The organism is Corynebacterium tuscaniense, assembly GCF_008693065.1.
GTDB lineage: Bacteria > Actinomycetota > Actinomycetes > Mycobacteriales > Mycobacteriaceae > Corynebacterium > Corynebacterium tuscaniense.
Genome location: NZ_VXKH01000017.1, coordinates 1 through 16,873, shown reverse-complemented (window position 1 = coordinate 16,873; position 16,873 = coordinate 1). Strand labels below are relative to the sequence as shown.

The window sequence follows — 16,873 nt, the reverse complement described above, 5'->3', positions numbered from 1 at the left end:
TTAAAACATCCCTTCCTGAATACGCCGGACGGCGTCAGCGTTGACGTTGTTTTCCGGCAGACCCAGCGGGTAGTGGCCGTCAAAGCAGGCGGCGCACAGGCTGTCGGCCGGGCGTTCGGTGGCAGCAATCATGTCATCAATAGACACAAACGCGAGTGTATCTGCGCCGATGACGCGGCAAATGTTCTCTGCCACAGCATCCTCATCCCCGCCCGCGTTGTTAGCGATGAGCTCGCCGGGGCTAGCAAAGTCAATGCCGTAGAAACACGGCCACTTCACCGGCGGAGAGGCAATACGCACATGTACTTCCCCTGCGCCCGCTTCGCGCAACATGCGGATAAGTTTGCGCTGGGTATTGCCGCGCACGATGGAATCGTCCACGACGACGAGGGACTTGCCCGCAATGATCTCGCGCACCGGGTTGAGCTTCAGACGCAAACCCAGCTGCCGCAAGGTATCCGACGGCTGGATGAAGGTGCGCCCCACATAAGCGTTCTTCATCAGGCCCTGTGCAAAAGGAATACCAGAGGCCTCCGCGTAGCCTATCGCCGCTGGGGTGCCGGATTCAGGCACTGGCATAACGACGTCCGCGTCCACCGGCGCCACCCGCGACAAACGGCGCCCGATCTCCAGACGAGCAGCATTGACTGTCTTACCTTCCACCACAGAATCCGGGCGGGCAATGTAGACGTACTCAAACACGCAGGTCTTCGGCGCTGGCTTTGCGTAATTCTCAGTGTGAATACCGGAGGCGCTAATAGCAATAAGCTCACCCGGTGCGATGTCACGCACGAAAGAAGCACCAGTGATGTCTAACGCAGCGGTCTCACTAGCAATGACCCAGCCCTGCTCCAGGCGCCCCAGCGACAGAGGACGCACACCGTGCGGGTCACGCGCAGCGTACAGGGTGTGTCCATCAGTAAAGACAAGGCAGAATGCGCCCTGCAGCTTCGGAAGCAGTTCGCGGGCAGAGTCAAGGAGGGTACGGCCATCGCGCACTCCATCCGCAAGCAACGCCGACACCACCGCCGTGTCGGAGGAAGAACCGTGTCCCTCCACTCCCTCAGTGGCCACAAGGCGGCGTTCAATCGCTTCAGCCTGCAACGTGGCGTAGTTCGTCAGATTGCCGTTATGCCCCAAGGACACATCCGTACCGTCGGGTGAGGTGCGGAACATCGGCTGAACGTTTTCCCAGTCCTGAGACCCCGCCGTGGAATAACGGGTGTGACCGATGGCCACATCGCCTTGGAGTGCGTCCAAGATTGCCTCATCAAAAACCTGGGACACCAGACCGCTATCCTTAAACACCACGATCCGGCCCTTGTCTCCCACCGCAATGCCCGCGCCCTCCTGGCCGCGGTGCTGCAGGGCGAACAAGCCAAAATAGGTCAGCTTAGATACGTCTTCTCCCGGCGCCCAGACACCAAACACACCACATTCTTCGCGTGGCTCCTGCTCATCAGCATCCAGGGACACGGGCACACCAGTAGAAGCACCGTTGTTCACGCTTTGCACGGCCTCAACCCTAGTTGATTAGCTGGCCGGGAGGGCAATCACCGGAAGACCCGCCGCAACCTCACCCGCCCGGGACCCCGAAGCATAAATCCGCCCATCGGCCACAGCCTCATCAAAATCAATCAACCCAGTAGCCACCTGCAACCACACCTCAGGGACCATCTCCACCACGTTCGGTGGGGTCCCACGGGTATGCCGCGGCCCCTCAACGCACTGCACCGCCACGAATGGGGGCACGCGCAACTCGACGGTGTGACCAGGTAGTTCGGCAGCGAGGGCGCGGGCGGAACGTCGACAAGCATCTGCGAGCAACGCACGCGAAGGCTTCTCCACGCTCTCCGGATCCACAATCCACCCCGCAATCGCCGCAATCGCCTCCCGTGTCGCCAGCGGATCATTCTTCACAGCCATACGCCCATCCTAAAATGCCGCGGCTAAGCGAGTAGTGTTGTGCTAATGACGCCCAGCACTGGAACTGAAACACCTCGTGTGACCGTAGAAAAATCCCCCTCCATCACCCTCCGATTCATGGCCGCACCGACGGACGTGATCCTCGCCGGCGCCCAAGGCGTGTCTGGCGGACGCGTGCTGGAATGGATCGATAAAGCCGCCTACGCCTGCGCCGTGCAATGGTCCTCCACCTACTGCGTCACCGCCTACGTGGGGCACATCCACTTCACCCGCCCCATCCCATCCGGGCACATCGTGGAAGTACGCTCCCGCATCGCCATGACCGGACGCTCCTCCATGCACATCGTGAACGAGGTGCTATCCGCCGACCCGCGCGAAGGCGTATTCACCCGCGCCTGCGACTGCCTGGTTATCTTCGTGGCCAAGGACACTGAAACCGGCAAATCCATGGCAGTACCCACCTTCATACCCACCACCGACGAAGAACGCCGCGCCGAACACGCCGCGAAATCCCGCATCCAGCTGCGCTCCGACATCGAATCGGAAATGCTCAAGCACACCTACGACGGTGAATCGACTGCACCCCGCATCATCCACCGCTTCATGGCCAAACCAACGGACATCAACTGGGGCGGCAAAGTCCACGGCGGCACCGCCATGGAATGGATCGACAGCGCCGGCACCTCCATCACCATGGAATGGGCCGGCGAACGCACCGTCGCCGTCTACGCCGGTGGCATCCGCTTCTACAAACCCATCGCCATCGGCGACCTCATTGAAGTGGACTCGCGCCTCACCCAAACCGGTAAACGCAGCATGGCTGTGACAACCCACGTCCGTGCCGGTAATCCGCGTGGCGGGCGGGAAAACCTAGAAACGGCAATTCACGCCACCTTCACCTACGTGGGCATCGACATCGACGGCAATCCCCTCCCCGCCCGCCAATTCACCCCTGTCACCACTGAAGACAAGGCACTGTGGGAGCACACCGATACCCTGCGCCAACTGCGTGAGAAGTACCAACCAATGCCACTCATTGAGCCGGTTCCGGCAACCCAGACCATCGACTAAGTTCTGCACCGCGAAACGGCCCCCACTTCATCGCGGGGGCCGCTGGTGTTGCTGCGCTAAACCGGCTACACCGCTGAGTTCGGCGCATCTGCGTGGGCGAAGTAGCCCGGCATCGTCGCCGACCATGCCTCACGCAGCTGTGCCACACTCACGGACTGGCCAGCGGCCGGGGTGCCGTCGGCGAAGGTGATCTCGCCGCTCATGTTGGTGGAACCAACGATGGCCACCGGGATGCCCAGCTCAGTGGCATCGGCGACAACGCGGTCAACGCGGTCCGGGCTGCACGCCACCAGTACGCGAGATGCGGACTCGGAGAACAGGGCGGTGAATGCGTCGGCATAAACGCCGGACAGGTCCAGTTCAGCGCCCTTCTCTGTGTCCTTAATCATCTCGAAAACAGCCTGACCCAGGCCACCCTCAGACAGGTCGTGGGCGGCGGTAAGCCCCTCGGCCTTGTCACAGAAGAAATCAGCCAGACGCGCCTCATTAGCCAGGTCCACCTGCGGCGGCAGACCAGACAACCCTGCACCGGAGATCTCCTGCCAAACGGAGCCACCAAACTCATCCTTCGTCTCACCAAGCAGCACGAGGACATCCTTGTCCTCATTGTTCACCACGCGGTGGGTCACCGAATCCGCCACGTTCTCAATCACGCCGAGAACACCCACCACCGGGGTCGGCAAAATCGGTGTATCACCGGTCTGGTTGTAGAAGGACACATTGCCACCGGAGACCGGGATACCCAGCTCACGGGAGCCGTCCGCCAAACCATGCACAGCCTCACGGAATTGCCACATCACATCGGGGTTTTCCGGGGAACCGAAGTTCAAGCAGTTCGTCACCGCCACCGGGCGAGCACCCGTGACGGCCACGTTACGGTACGCCTCCGCCAGAGCCAGTCGCGCACCCATGTTCGGGTCCAGGAAGGTGTAGCGGCCAGATGCATCGGCGGAGATGGCTACGCCGCGGCCCGTGGATTCGTCGATACGCAGAACGCCCGAGTTCGCGTGCCGCGCTTGCACCGTGTTGCCGCGCACATAGCGGTCGTACTGCTCGGTGATCCAATCGCGCGAGCACAGCGCGGGGGATGCCACGAGTTTCAGCCAGGCCTCACGTAGCTGCTCAGGCTTATCGACGTCTCCCCCTCCCTGCACCTCATCCTGCCACTCCGGCCGCGCCCACGGACGCTCGTAGACCGGTGCTTCATCCGCAATGGTGGACGACGGTGCATCAAGCACGACCTCACCGTTGTGGGTAATGACAAGACGATCATCCTCGTCGGTGACCTCACCGATCTCAGCGCAGGTGACATCCCACTTGGCGCAGATCTCCTTGAAACGCTCCACGTTGTCCGGGGCCACAATGGCGCACATGCGCTCCTGGGACTCGGAGGCGAGGATCTCCGCGGCGGTCATGTTCTCCGCGCGCAGCGGAACAGCATCGAGGTTGATGCGCATACCACCGTCACCAGCAGCTGCCAGCTCGGAGGTCGCACAAGACAAGCCACCGCCACCAAGGTCCTGTATCCCCACGACAACGTCGGCGGCGTACAGCTCAAGACAGCACTCGATGAGAACCTTCTCGGCGAACGGGTCCCCCACTTGGACGGCCGGCAGCTTGCGCTCTTCGCCCTCTTCGAAGGAGGCAGAGCCCAGCACAGACACGCCACCGATGCCATCAAGGCCGGTGCGGGAACCAAAGAGCATCACCTTGTTGCCGGTGCCGGATGCGAACGCCAGGTGAAGGTCTTCCACCTTCAGCGAACCCACACACAATGCGTTGACCAGTGGGTTTCCGGCGTAAGCAGCGTCAAAGACGGTCTCCCCGCCAATGTTTGGCAGGCCCAGCGAGTTGCCGTAACCACCGATACCGGCGACAACGCCCGGCAGCACGCGCTTGGTGTCCTCCGCGTCGATGGCGCCGAAACGCAGCTGGTCCATCACGGCGATCGGCCGGGCGCCCATGGCCATGATGTCGCGCACAATGCCACCCACGCCAGTAGCGGCACCCTGATACGGCTCCACGAAGGAGGGGTGGTTGTGGCTTTCCACGCGGAACGTCACGGCGTCACCGCCACCGATATCCACCACACCAGCGTTTTCCCCAATACCGGCGAGGATCTTGGAGGCCATTTCCTCCGTCATCGTCTCGCCGAAGTAGCGCAGGTGCACCTTGGAAGACTTATACGAGCAGTGCTCTGACCACATCACCGAGTACACGGTGAGCTCCGCGTCCGTCGGACGGCGGCCCAAGATCTCACGGATACGGGCGTATTCATCGTCCTTCAAGCCCAGTGCCTCGTATGGCTGCTCCAGCTCCGGACTGCTCTTCGCGACCTCGACGGTGTCATTTTTAACCTGCACGTGGATCACGCTCCGATCTTTGAAATGTCGTTCAGCACCGAATGGATCAGACCCAGACCGTCCTCGGACGGGCCAGTCAACAGATCAATCGCATGCTCCGGGTGTGGCATAAGGCCAACAACACGACGGTTCTCACTCGTCACACCCGCAATGGAGTTCATGGAGCCATTGAAGTTATCCGTGTAGCGGAACACCACGCGGCCCTCAGCCTCCAACGCATCGATGGTGGCCTGGTCCGCCTGAAAGCGGCCCTCCCCATGCTTCGCCGGCACAAGGATCTTCTGGCCGGACTCAAACTGGTTTGTCCACGCAGTCTCCGCATTAGCCACTTCCAAAAACGTGTCCGTGCAGTGGAAGTGCAGGCCCTTGTTACGAGTCAACGCGCCCGGCAGTAGACCAGCCTCCGTGAGAATCTGGAAACCATTGCAAATGCCCAGCACAGGCATGCCCTTACCGGCAGCCTCCACCACAGCCTTCATCATCGGGGCCATCGCAGCGATCGCACCAGAACGCAGGTAGTCACCGTAAGAGAAACCACCGGGAACAATGACGGCGTCAACGCCCGACAGATCCTCATCTGCGTGCCACAACCCTTTCGGGGTTGCCCCACCGAGACGGACCGCGCACACCGCATCAACATCATCGAGAGTGCCAGGGAAGGTGATCACACCAATGGTCGCGCTCACTGGGCGTCCTCCCGCACGACAACAAAGTCCTCGATCACCGTGTTGGTCAGCAGCGTTTCCGCAAGATGTTGCAGTTGCTCATCAGTCACGGAGTCCTCAACCTCTAGCTCAAAACGCTTACCTTGGCGGACATCCGTCACCCCGTTCACACCAATGCGCCCCAGCGCTCGGTGCACAGCCTGTCCTTGCGGATCCAGAATTTCAGCCTTGGGCATGACATTAACAACGACTCGTGCCATGAGAATCCTTCACAGTTTTGGAGGTCTGAAGACGCGGTTCAGTATATCGGAAGCGCTGGACACCCCGCTTACACCCAACAAGAGAGTTGAAAACAGTTTTCATTATTGGTTAAATCGCACCTATGCGAAACACGAGAATTCACCGCGCCTCAGCCGCGCTCGCCACACTTGCTCTCGTGGGTGCAGGGCTGACCGCCTGCTCCTCCGAACCCGCCGACACAAAAGCTGTCGACGCCACCAAGGCCGCCGACCCCACCAACATCATCGCCACCACCAGCGTGTGGGCCGACGTCGCCTCCGCCGTCACCGACAAAGAGGTGCCCGCCATCATTTCGGGCCAGTCGATTGACCCGCACACCTACGAGGCTTCCGCAGCCGACCTGGCCAATATCCGTGAAGCCGGCACCGTCGTGGCCAACGGTGGGCACTATGACGCCAACCTCTACCGCGTCGCCGAACAGGACCGCGTGATCCACGCCATCCCCCTTTCAAGCGACGAGCATGCACATGACGAACACGCACACGGTGAGCACGGTGAGCATGACGAGCACGCGCACCATGACCATGATCACGGCCACGACCATGATCACGCTGGCCACGATCACGGCCACGACTTCACCGAGATCCCCACGGACATCAATGACCTCGAGCACATTTGGCTGGCGCCGGGGAAGGTGAAGGAGGTGGCGGATGCCGTCGCTAAGCGAGCTGGCGGTGATGCGAGCGAGGTTGACCGCCGCATGGACGCGATCACCGAGAAGCTCAACGCGATGCCGCACGTGCACCTGGCAATGACGGAGCCGATCGCCGCGCCGATGATCTGGGGCACTGAGCTGCACGACCTGACCCCGGAGAAGTACCTGCTGACCACTCTCAATGAAAGCGAGCCATCCGCAGGAGAGGTCGCGGAGTTCCTCGAACTCATCAACAGTGGGATTCTAGATTTCCTCGTAGTCAACACTCAGTCCACGAACAACGCCACGCAGCGCCTAAAAGAGGCTGCGGAGAAGCAGAACCTACCCATCGTGGAGATCAACGAGACCCCGCCAGAGGGCATGGATTTCCTGGACTACTTCGAACAGATTGTGGACAACGTGCAGAAGATCGTCGACGAAGCGGAACCGCGCACTGATGCGCAACTGGGCAACTTTGCCGGTTAGACTTTCACCGTGATTCTGCAGTTCAACGACGCCGCTGTTCAGCCGCTCTGGTCGGGCCTCGACCTCGTGCTGGACAGCGGCGAAATCGTGTGCGTGCTCGGCCCCAACGGGGTGGGAAAGTCCACACTCTTGCGCACGATTCTGGGCACCCAGCCCCTCTCGCATGGCACCGTCGCGGTGAATGGCCGCGTGGGCTACATCCCGCAGCAGTCCATGTTTCCGCAGGATTTGCCGGTGCGATCGCGCGATTTGGTGGCACTCGCGATGGATCACCGGATGTTGCGGCGGGGACCGAAGAAAAAAGACGTGGACAAGGCCCTCGCTCGCGTAGGGGCGCTCGCCTTCGCAGATCAGCGCGTGGGGCTGTTGTCCGGCGGGCAGCAGCAACTCGTGCGCCACGCCCAGGCACTAGTCAACAATCCCGCGTTATTGCTTGCCGACGAACCCCTCCTCTCCCTCGACATCGCCCGCGAACGCGACACCGTCACCCGCTTCCGCGCACTCGCCGATGGCGGTGCGGCCGTGGTGTGCGTGACGCACTCCATCAACCCCTTCTTGGATGCTGTGGACCGCGTGCTCTACCTTGGCCCGAACGGCCATGTCACCGGCACGGTGCGCGAGGTCATGCGATCCGATGTACTCAGCGAGCTCTACGGCACCCACGTCGACGTCGTGGAGACTAACGGACGGATGGTGGTCCTATGAGCGAGGCATTGGCGACCACGCAGTACCTACTAAGCCTCGACTTCGTGCAGACAACGCTCGTGGCCAGCGCGCTGCTGGGCATCTTGTCCGGCGTCATGGCGCCACTCATTGTGCTGCGGCAGATGTCGTTCTCCGTGCACGCGACCTCGGAGCTCGCACTTATGGGCGCGTCCGCCGCACTGCTCTTCGGGCTCAACGTGGGGGTGGGTGCGATCGCCGGCGCGATTGTCGCCGCGCTCACGCTCGCCGTCCTAGGATTCCGAGGGCAGCAAGACTCCGCCGTTGGCGTGGTGATGAGCTTTGGCATGGGACTCTCGGTGCTGTTCATTCACCTCTACCCCGGTAACTCGAACCGGGCGTTGGCGTTGTTGACGGGGCAGATTGTGGGGGTGTCGAGCTCAAGCGTGTGGCTTCTAGCGGCGACAACCGTGGCTGTGGTGGTCACCGTCGTGGTGCTGTGGCGGCCACTGATTTTCGCGTCCGCAGACCCCGTAATGTCCGCCGCTACCGGCGTGAACGTACGTTACATGGCCATCGCGTTTGCCGTGCTCGTCGGCGTTGCGTCTGCTCAATCCGTGCAGATCGTCGGCGCGCTGCTGGTCATGTCACTCATGATCACACCTGGTGCCGCGGCCGCGCAGATCACCGCGAACCCAGCGCGCGCAGTCATGTGGTCCCTGATTTTCGCCGAGATTTCTGCAGTCGGTGGCATGATCATCTCACTCGCCCCCGGCATCCCGGTGAGCGTGTTCGTGGCGTTCATCTCTTTCGGTATTTACCTGCTGTGCCGCGTCATCGGGCGGGTGCAGCGCTCACGCAACTTCGGTGGCGCGCATCAGAGATCGCGGTAGTTGACCGGCTTCAAGCCCTCGTTAGCAGCGGCGACGGTGGCGGCAATGAAGTCCGTGCGCACCTTCTTCTTGGCCAAGTTGCGTCCGGAGACAGACAGACGGACGGTGTTCCCACGCTCCGCGTTGCGCACCGCGGCGTCGATAATATTGCGGCGCCACCACCCTGCTGCACCAAAACCCTCACCGACGGAGAGGTTACGCGCTTGCTCAATCTCTCCCGTACGCAGAAAATGAATCCCCTTTGTCGATGCGGCGAGCCGAAAATCAAAATCCTGCAGCGCCACCAGCGTGCCCTCCGACATCCGCCAGCGCGGTGGCGCGAAAGTATCAAGGTCAAAGCCCAGTTTCCGCATCTGCCGGGTCGCGCCCTTCAAGCGTAACGACGCCTCATGCGCCTCCAACGCCGCAAACTCCGCCCGCCGGCCCTGCACCGCCTGGTCAAAGCCGTTGAGGATGAGGCCACGGCCATCCTCCATCTGTTCTTTGAGCCAACCACGGGTCTTATCGTCTTTAGCCAAGTGCCACGTCTTATCGATGTGGGGCGCCACCAACATCGACACGGGAACACCCTCTTGATCCAAGGTGGACACAAGCTTCTCGACGTCCTTACGGGTCTCATCGAAAATCGAAGAAACGGAAACGAGCAGGTGGCCGGGCATGGCGCTCATTCTACTGCGACGACGAAGCCCCCGCTGGACAAGCGAGCGAGGGCTGGGAGCTAGTGCTACAGCGTTTATTGCATCGGTGGTTAGTGCGGCGGCTTCGGATACTGCGACAGATCCACCTGCGGTGTTGGCTGCAGGTGCGCCGTGGCGGGATTCTCCACCGTGGGGTTGCTCATGTCCACGTGACTATCATCATCACCGGCAACATACGGGTCATCGCCGGATAGCACACGCTTGACCTGCTCATGGTCCACGGTGTGTGTCCACGTGCCCACAACGAGGGTGGCAATGGAGTTGCCGGCAAAGTTTGTCAGGGCTCGTGCTTCGGACATAAAGCGGTCAATACCCACGATGATGCCCACGCCGGAGAGCAGGTCCGGACGGAAGGCTTGCAGGCCAGCCGCCAAAGTAGCTAGGCCTGCACCGGTAACGCCGGCAGCACCCTTGGAGGCAATGATCATGAAAACGAGGAGCGAAACCTGCTCCCCCATACTCATCGGCATGTTCATGGCGTCCGCAATGAAGATGGAAGCCATGGTCAGGTAGATAGCGGTGCCGTCTAGGTTGAAGGAGTAGCCCGTGGGCACAACGATGCCGACGGTGGACTTGTCCACACCCAGGTGCTCCATCTTGCGCATGAGGTTCGGCAGCGCAGACTCCGACGATGAGGTGGCCAGGATGAGCAGGAACTCGCGCCCCAAGTACTTGAACAGGGACCACGGCGAGACCTTCGCCACGATCCACAGCACAAGGCCGAGCACACCAAAGACGAAGAGGACGCAGGTGGTGTAGAAGGCCACCATGAGCACCAACATCTGCACCACGGCCTGGATGCCCGTCTTGCCTACCACGGCTGCCATAGCGCCGAATGCGCCGATGGGGGCGAGCCAGAGAATCCAGCTCAAGATCTTGAAGATCAGCTTTTGCAGGTGCGCCACAAACCCGAGGATCGGTTCGCCGTGCTTACCCATCGACTGCACAGCAAAGCCCACCAGCAACCCGACGAACAACACCTGCAGGATTGACCCAGAAATGAACGCGGAGAAGAACGTCTCCGGCACGATCCCCTGGACGAAGCCAACGAGACCGCCCGATTCCGCCGCCTGCTCGGCGTACTTGGCGCCGGCGGCCGCATCGCCGTGGAGCCCCAAGCCTTCACCGGGTTTGATCAGGTTGCCCACTGCGAGGCCGATGGCAAGCGCAAACGTGGACATGACTGTGAAGTAGATGAGCGCCAAGCCACCGGTCTTACCTACGGTTGCCGCCGAACGCACCGAACCGATCCCCAGCACGATGGTGCAGAAGATCACCGGCCCCACGATCATCTTGATCAACGAGACGAACGTGTCACCCAGTGGCTTCAACTGCACCGCAACATCGGGCGCGACGAGGCCGAGGGTAATACCCGCGACCACGGCAATGATGACGCCGATGTAGAGCCAGTGTGTGTTGTCCTTACGCTTCTTCGGCTCCGCAATCTGCGGTCCAGTGGCCGGCGTGACAGTGGACATCGGGCCCTCCCTTAGAAATGAATCTCTAAGGTTATTAATACTCCTGGGCGCTTCCTGTCATCACATCGGGTGTGCCTTAGGTGACTCATTTCACCGCGCCGGCAGTGTGCAGTGTCCACGCGTACTCGAACGCCGTCTGCTTCCACTTCGCGTACCGTCCGGACACACCACCGTGGCCGGCAGCCATCTCGGTTTTGAGCAGGAACTGGCCACCGGTCGCCGTGGCGCGCAGTTTTGCGATCCACTTCGCCGGCTCCACATACAGCACACGCGTATCGTTGATGCTGGTCACGGTCAGAATGTTCGGGTAGTTCTTCGCCTCCACGTTCTCGTACGGCGCATAGCCCGCCATGTAGTCGTAGACTCCGGGGTCGTGGTACGGGTCGCCCCATTCTTCCCACTCCCCGACGGTCAGTGGCAGTTCCGGCTTCAGAATCGACGTCAGCGGGTCCACGAACGGCACGATCGCCTGGATGCCGGCGAATTTCTCCGGCGCCAGGTTCGCCACTGCCCCCATGAGCAAGCCACCGGCGGAGCCACCTTCGGCGACGAGCATGGAGGGGGTGGTGAGGCCCTCGCGGATAAGCGAATCTGCGCAGGCCACGAAGTCTGTGAACGTGTTCTTCTTCGCCAGCATCTTGCCGTTGTCGTACCACAGGCGGCCCATCTCACCGCCACCGCGAACGTGCGCGCAGACCCACACCATGCCGCGATCAAGCAGGGACAACCGCGCGACGGAGAAGCCTGGATCCGTCGATGCTTCATAGGAACCGTAGCCGTACAGCAGCGTCGGGTTGGGCTGGGTCATGTCCAGGTCCGCGCGGCGCACCACCGACATGGGCACGCGCGTGCCGTCGGCCGCAGTCGCCCACATGCGGGTGGCCACATAGTCCCCCGGGTTGTAGCCGCCGCGCACTTCTTGCTCTTTGAGCAGCGTGAACTCACCGGTGTCCACGCGGTAATTCAGCACCTGCGCGGGCTGCGTAAAGGACGTGTAGACCACGCACACAACAGGTGCGTCCCACTCGGGATTGCCGCCCAAAGAGGCGGTGTAGAGCTCCTCGTCGAAGTCCAGCTCGCGGAACTCACCGAAGCCGTGGCGCAGATCGGCGACGGCGAGGCGGCCGATACCGCCACGCCGATAAGCAACGAAGGCGAAATCACGGTAGGTGTCCACGCCCTCAATGCGCACCTCATCGCTGTGCGGGATGAGCTCGCGCAGCTCGCACAGCGACACAAGATTGCCTACGCGCGTCGTGCCCACCCCCGAGTTCACCCCACACGCATTGTGGGTGACAATCCAGTACTCCTCCCCGGCAACAGCGGCGTAGTCGACGTGGTACTCCACACCCGATTCGCGCGGCCAAAGAACCTCGAAGTCGCCTTCAGGGTCGCTCAGAGGCAAGACGCGGTACTCGGTGGTCAGCGAAGACGAAGACAGGATGAGCAGGTAGGACTCGGAGCGATCCGCAGCGATGCCGACGCCGAATTTCTCGTCTGCCTCCTCGTACACCAGCACATCCTCGCTGGCTGGGGTACCGACCTTATGGCGCCAGATCTGGTGCGGGCGCCACGCCTCGTCGACGCGGATGTAGAACAGATAGTTCTCCCCTGCCCACGTCGCGCCGTAGAAAATGCCGGTAATGATGTCAGGCAACAGCTCGCCGGTTTCCAAGTCTTTGACCTGGAGGTCAAAGCGTTCGTCGCCGGCGGTGTCCGTCGAAAAGGCGAGGTAACGCCCGGATGTGCTCACGCTAGACGCGCCGACGGCGAAGAAGTCATGCCCCTCCGCCAGCTCATTGAGGTCCAAGAGGATCTGCTCCCCCGGCAGACCCGAACCATCCTCAGGCAGGGTGGGCGGCATCCACGGATCCCCACCCTCAGCGACAGGAACGCGGCAGCTGATACCGTAGTTCTTCCCTTCCTCGGTGCGGCTGTAGTACCACCAATCGCCCTGGCGCACCGGGACAGACATGTCCGTCTCTTTTACGCGGGCCTTGATCTCGGTATAGATCTGTTCCGTCAGGCCATCGAGGTGCGCGGTGCACTGTTTTGTGTAGGCGTTCTCCGCCTCCAGGTAGGCGAGGGTTTCCGGCGATTCCTTGTCGCGCAGCCACTCATAATCATCCACGAAGTCACGACCATGGAAGGAGCGCGTGATCGGGTGTTTCGGTGCGGAAGGTGGGGTGGGCGTGTCAGTCATGCCCACCGAGTCTAGCCCCCGCTAGATCACACGAACTTGCGGCCCGACAGGCGCTCGTACGCCTCGATGTAGCGGTCGCGTGTGGCCTCCACCACTGAGCCCGGTAGCTCGGGCGGCGGCGTGCCCTCTGCGGGGTCCCAGCCGGACTTCGGGCCGGTCAACCAGTTGCGTACGTACTGCTTGTCAAAGCTGGGCTGAACCTGCCCCTCCTCATACGAATCGGCGGGCCAGTAGCGGGAGGAGTCGGGGGTCAAAACTTCATCGGCAAGCACGAGCGTGCCGTCTGTGTCCAGGCCGAACTCGAATTTCGTGTCCGCAAGAATGATCCCGCGCGACTCGGTGTACTCCGCGGCGCGCGTGTAAATGTCCAGCGTGGCCTCGCGCAGTTTCTCTGCGAGCTCGCTGCCCACATGCTTCACGACGTACTCAAACCGCACATTCTCATCATGATCCCCCTGCTCCGCCTTGGTGGCTGGCGTGAAGATCGGCTCCGGCAGCTTCGAGGCCTCCTTGAGCCCCTCCGGTAGTGGGACGCCACAGACGGAACCGCTGGCGTCATACTCCTTCTTGCCCGAACCTGTCAGGTAACCACGCGCGACGCACTCAAAGGGGATCATCTGCAGGCGCTTCACCACAAAGGCACGGCCGAGGACCTCCTCAGGGATCCTCTCGTCATCGAGGGGGCCTGCAAGATGATTGGGCACACCGCTGAGAAGCGAAAAGAAGAAATCGCTGGTGTAGGTGAGAATCTTGCCCTTGTCCGGAATCTCCGGCTCGAGCGCAAAATCGAACGCGGAAATCCGGTCAGTGGCCACCATCAAAAGGGTGTCATCGTCGATCTCATAGATCTCGCGGACCTTGCCCGCGGAAAGATGTTCATAGTCAGAAAGCTCTGGACGCATGCGTGCGATGTTACGCCTTTAGCTACAAGATCTCTCCAGGAGTGTAAGCAACCGCTTCCGGGTACTTATTCGCCCACTGCTGAATCCGCGCCAAGACATTATCTACCTGGGATTCTGCGGCACCAATGAAAGCGTGACGGTCCGCCAGTGCCTCCTCTAGCTGCCCTTGATTGAGCGGCAGGCGATCATCCGCGGCGAGGCGCTCCACTAGGTTCTGCTCCGCACCGTTTTCGCGCATGTCCAGTGCCATGGCTACCGCGTGCTCCTTGATCACCTCATGCGCGGTCTCACGGCCGACACCTGCGCGGACGCTGGCCATAAGGATGCGCGTGGTGGCCAGGAACGGCAGGTAGCGGTCCAGCTCACGCGTGATCATCGCGGGGAATGCACCGAACTCAGCCAGGACGGTGAGGAAAGTCTCCATCATGCCGTCGATAGCAAAGAACGCATCTGGCAACGCCACACGGCGCACGACAGAGCAGAACACGTCGCCTTCATTCCACTGCTGACCAGCAAGGTCGCCCACCATCGTGAGGTAGCCGCGCAGAATCACCTGGAAACCACCAACGCGCTCGCAGGAACGCGCATTCATCTTGTGCGGCATGGCACTGGAGCCGACCTGGCCTTCCTTGAAGCCTTCCGTCACGGTCTCGTTGCCCGCCATGAGACGGATCGTGGTCGCCAAGCTCGACGGACCGGCACCAAGCTGCACCAGGGCAGAAATTGCGTCAAAGTCGAGCGAACGCGGATAGATCTGGCCCACCGAATCGAAAATGCGCTCAAACCCGAGATGCTGCGCGATAGCTCGCTCCAGCTGGTTCAGCTTCGCCTCATCGGCATCGACGAGGTCCAGCATGTCCTGCGCAGTGCCCATCGGCCCCTTGATACCGCGCAGCGGGTAACGGCTCAACAGATCCTCCACGCGGTCGAGCGCCACCAGCATCTCATCAGCAGCGGACGCAAAGCGCTTCCCCAGCGTGGTGGCCTGCGCCGCCACGTTATGGGAACGGCCAGCCATGACCAACGAACGGTACTCCGCCGCACGGTTACCCACCGCGTTGAGCACCGCCACAGCGCGACCGCGCACGAGCTCCAGCGAACGGTAGATCTGCAGCTGCTCCACATTCTCCGTCAAGTCGCGGCTGGTCATGCCCTTGTGGATGTGCTCGTGGCCTGCCAGCGCATTGAATTCCTCAATGCGCGCCTTCACGTCGTGGCGCGTCACACGCTCACGGTCAGCGATGGAGCCAAGATCCACCTGGTCCACCACAGCCTCATATGCCGCAATTGCTTCGTCGGGGATATCCACGCCGAGGTCACGCTGCGCGCGCATCACGGCGATCCACAGTTGGCGCTCGAGCACGATCTTGTGCTCGGCGCTCCACAGCCGCGCCATCTCCGGCGAGGCGTAGCGGTTGGACAGGACGTTGGCATTATTGGGCTTCGCGTTACTCACGCGGCCCATTATCGCATGAGTCCTAGCGGGAGGGGCCTACCGTGATCTCCCCGTCAATCGCGGGGCGTGCGATGTCTTTGCGGTAGAAAGAGCCGTCGAGCTGGATCTTCTCAATCACGTCATACGCCACCTTCGTGGCCTCCTCCAAGGTTGCACCGGTGCCCACCACGTTGAGTACGCGCCCACCAGCAGCGACGTAGCCGCCGTTCTCGCCCTTAGCGGTGCCAGCATGAAGAACTATGCGCGAATCGTCCAACCCCTCACCCGTAATTTCTGCTCCCTTGCGCGGGTTGGCCGGATAGCCCTCTGCTGCCAGCACAACCGTGGCGGCATAGCCGTCCTTCCACTTCAGCGGCGGCAGGTCCGCCAAAGTACCTGTTGCAGTGGCATAAAGCGCATCTGCCAAAGAAGACTCCAGCAGTGCCAGCACCGCCTGCGTTTCCGGGTCGCCGAAACGGGCGTTGAACTCAATCACCGCCGGCCCTTCATCGCCCCACGCCAATCCGGCGTACAACAACCCGGAGTACGGGATGCCTCGGCGAACCATCTCGTGTGCTACCGGCACAACTACCTCATCGACGATGCGCTGCACACCATCTTCCGGCAGCCACGGCAGCGGAGTGTAGGCACCCATGCCACCGGTGTTGGGGCCTTCGTCGCCGTCGTAGGCACGCTTGTGGTCTTGGGCGGGAAGGAGGGGGACGACGGTTTCACCGTCGACAAGGCAAAACAGCGAGACCTCCGGGCCACCCAAAAAAGTCTCGAGCAGCGCCGGGTTGCCACCCTCAATGACAGCCTTCGCGTGCGCCACTGCCTCACGCACATCATCGGTGACCACGACACCCTTGCCACCGGCTAAGCCGTCATCTTTCACAATGAAGGTCGGCCCAAACTCGCGCAGCTCCACCTTCACCATGTCCGGTTCGGTCACCTGCTTCGCGCGCGCGGTACGCACACCGGCGGTGGCCATAACTTCCTTGGCAAACGTCTTGGAGCCCTCCAACTTCGCCGCCTCCTGCGACGGGCCGAAGACCGGGATCCCCGCCTCACGCAGCGCGTCAGCCACGCCAGACACCAGTGGTTGCTCCGGGCCGATGACCACCAGGTCCGCGGCAATCTCGCGGGCCAGGGCGGT

The 16,873-nt window shown here is 61.7% G+C and carries 15 protein-coding genes; 4 read left to right on the top strand and 11 right to left on the bottom strand.

What is annotated here, in order from left to right; translation table 11 throughout:
- Window positions 1-1,506, bottom strand: coding sequence for an amidophosphoribosyltransferase (purF, locus tag F4V54_RS05035; protein ID WP_249041231.1), 1,506 nt, complete (start codon window positions 1,504-1,506; stop codon window positions 1-3).
- Between the two features lie 27 nt (window positions 1,507-1,533).
- Window positions 1,534-1,926 carry a sterol carrier family protein gene (locus tag F4V54_RS05030; protein WP_150386448.1) on the bottom strand — a complete coding sequence of 131 codons (393 nt, stop codon included), beginning with the start codon at window positions 1,924-1,926 and terminating at the stop codon, window positions 1,534-1,536.
- Between the two features lie 45 nt (window positions 1,927-1,971).
- Here F4V54_RS05030 and F4V54_RS05025 point away from each other — a divergent pair, with 45 nt between their 5' ends.
- Window positions 1,972-2,997, top strand: coding sequence for an acyl-CoA thioesterase (locus tag F4V54_RS05025; RefSeq protein ID WP_150386447.1), 1,026 nt, complete (start codon window positions 1,972-1,974; stop codon window positions 2,995-2,997).
- A 65-nt stretch (window positions 2,998-3,062) separates the two neighbouring features.
- Here F4V54_RS05025 and purL read toward each other — a convergent pair whose 3' ends face one another.
- From purL to purS, 3 genes are read right to left on the bottom strand one after another with little or no spacing between them, the layout of a single operon-like run.
- Entirely contained in the window at window positions 3,063-5,360 is a 2,298-nt protein-coding gene (gene purL, locus F4V54_RS05020; RefSeq protein ID WP_150386446.1) for a phosphoribosylformylglycinamidine synthase subunit PurL, read from the bottom strand.
- A gap of 5 nt (window positions 5,361-5,365) precedes the next feature.
- Window positions 5,366-6,046 carry a phosphoribosylformylglycinamidine synthase subunit PurQ gene (purQ, locus tag F4V54_RS05015; protein WP_150386445.1) on the bottom strand — a complete coding sequence of 227 codons (681 nt, stop codon included), beginning with the start codon at window positions 6,044-6,046 and terminating at the stop codon, window positions 5,366-5,368.
- A complete protein-coding gene (purS, locus tag F4V54_RS05010) occupies window positions 6,043-6,285 on the bottom strand; it encodes a phosphoribosylformylglycinamidine synthase subunit PurS (protein ID WP_034662264.1) in 243 nt (80 codons plus the stop codon). Before purS ends, purQ begins: the two co-directional genes overlap by 4 nt.
- 122 nt (window positions 6,286-6,407) lie before the next feature.
- Here purS and F4V54_RS05005 point away from each other — a divergent pair, with 122 nt between their 5' ends.
- From F4V54_RS05005 to F4V54_RS04995, 3 genes are read left to right on the top strand one after another with little or no spacing between them, the layout of a single operon-like run.
- A complete protein-coding gene (locus F4V54_RS05005) occupies window positions 6,408-7,445 on the top strand; it encodes a metal ABC transporter solute-binding protein, Zn/Mn family (RefSeq protein ID WP_150386444.1) in 1,038 nt (345 codons plus the stop codon).
- Between the two features lie 9 nt (window positions 7,446-7,454).
- On the top strand, window positions 7,455-8,150 hold the full coding sequence (locus F4V54_RS05000) for a metal ABC transporter ATP-binding protein (protein ID WP_150386443.1): 696 nt from the start codon (window positions 7,455-7,457) through the stop codon (window positions 8,148-8,150).
- Window positions 8,147-9,001, top strand: a complete 855-nt coding sequence (locus F4V54_RS04995; protein WP_150386442.1) for a metal ABC transporter permease — start codon at window positions 8,147-8,149, stop codon at window positions 8,999-9,001. The genes F4V54_RS05000 and F4V54_RS04995 overlap by 4 nt, the downstream gene beginning before the upstream one ends.
- On the opposite strand, the gene F4V54_RS04990 is transcribed toward F4V54_RS04995, so the two are convergent.
- The 6 genes from F4V54_RS04990 to purD form a co-directional block, all read right to left on the bottom strand.
- Window positions 8,986-9,660, bottom strand: coding sequence for a DUF2334 domain-containing protein (locus F4V54_RS04990; RefSeq protein WP_150386441.1), 675 nt, complete (start codon window positions 9,658-9,660; stop codon window positions 8,986-8,988). The two genes, F4V54_RS04995 and F4V54_RS04990, sit on opposite strands and share 16 nt — an antisense overlap.
- 89 nt (window positions 9,661-9,749) lie before the next feature.
- Window positions 9,750-11,177, bottom strand: a complete 1,428-nt coding sequence (locus tag F4V54_RS04985; protein ID WP_034662254.1) for a cation:dicarboxylate symporter family transporter — start codon at window positions 11,175-11,177, stop codon at window positions 9,750-9,752.
- A gap of 85 nt (window positions 11,178-11,262) precedes the next feature.
- Window positions 11,263-13,380: a S9 family peptidase gene (locus F4V54_RS04980; RefSeq protein WP_150386440.1), complete on the bottom strand. Its 2,118-nt coding sequence runs from the start codon at window positions 13,378-13,380 to the stop codon at window positions 11,263-11,265.
- Window positions 13,381-13,406: 26 nt separating this feature from the next.
- Entirely contained in the window at window positions 13,407-14,282 is an 876-nt protein-coding gene (locus tag F4V54_RS04975; RefSeq protein WP_034662248.1) for a phosphoribosylaminoimidazolesuccinocarboxamide synthase, read from the bottom strand.
- Between the two features lie 22 nt (window positions 14,283-14,304).
- Window positions 14,305-15,747, bottom strand: a complete 1,443-nt coding sequence (purB, locus tag F4V54_RS04970) for an adenylosuccinate lyase (protein WP_150386439.1) — start codon at window positions 15,745-15,747, stop codon at window positions 14,305-14,307.
- A gap of 13 nt (window positions 15,748-15,760) precedes the next feature.
- Window positions 15,761-16,873: phosphoribosylamine--glycine ligase (gene purD, locus F4V54_RS04965; protein WP_150386438.1), on the bottom strand; the 1,113-nt coding region annotated here is incomplete at its 5' end.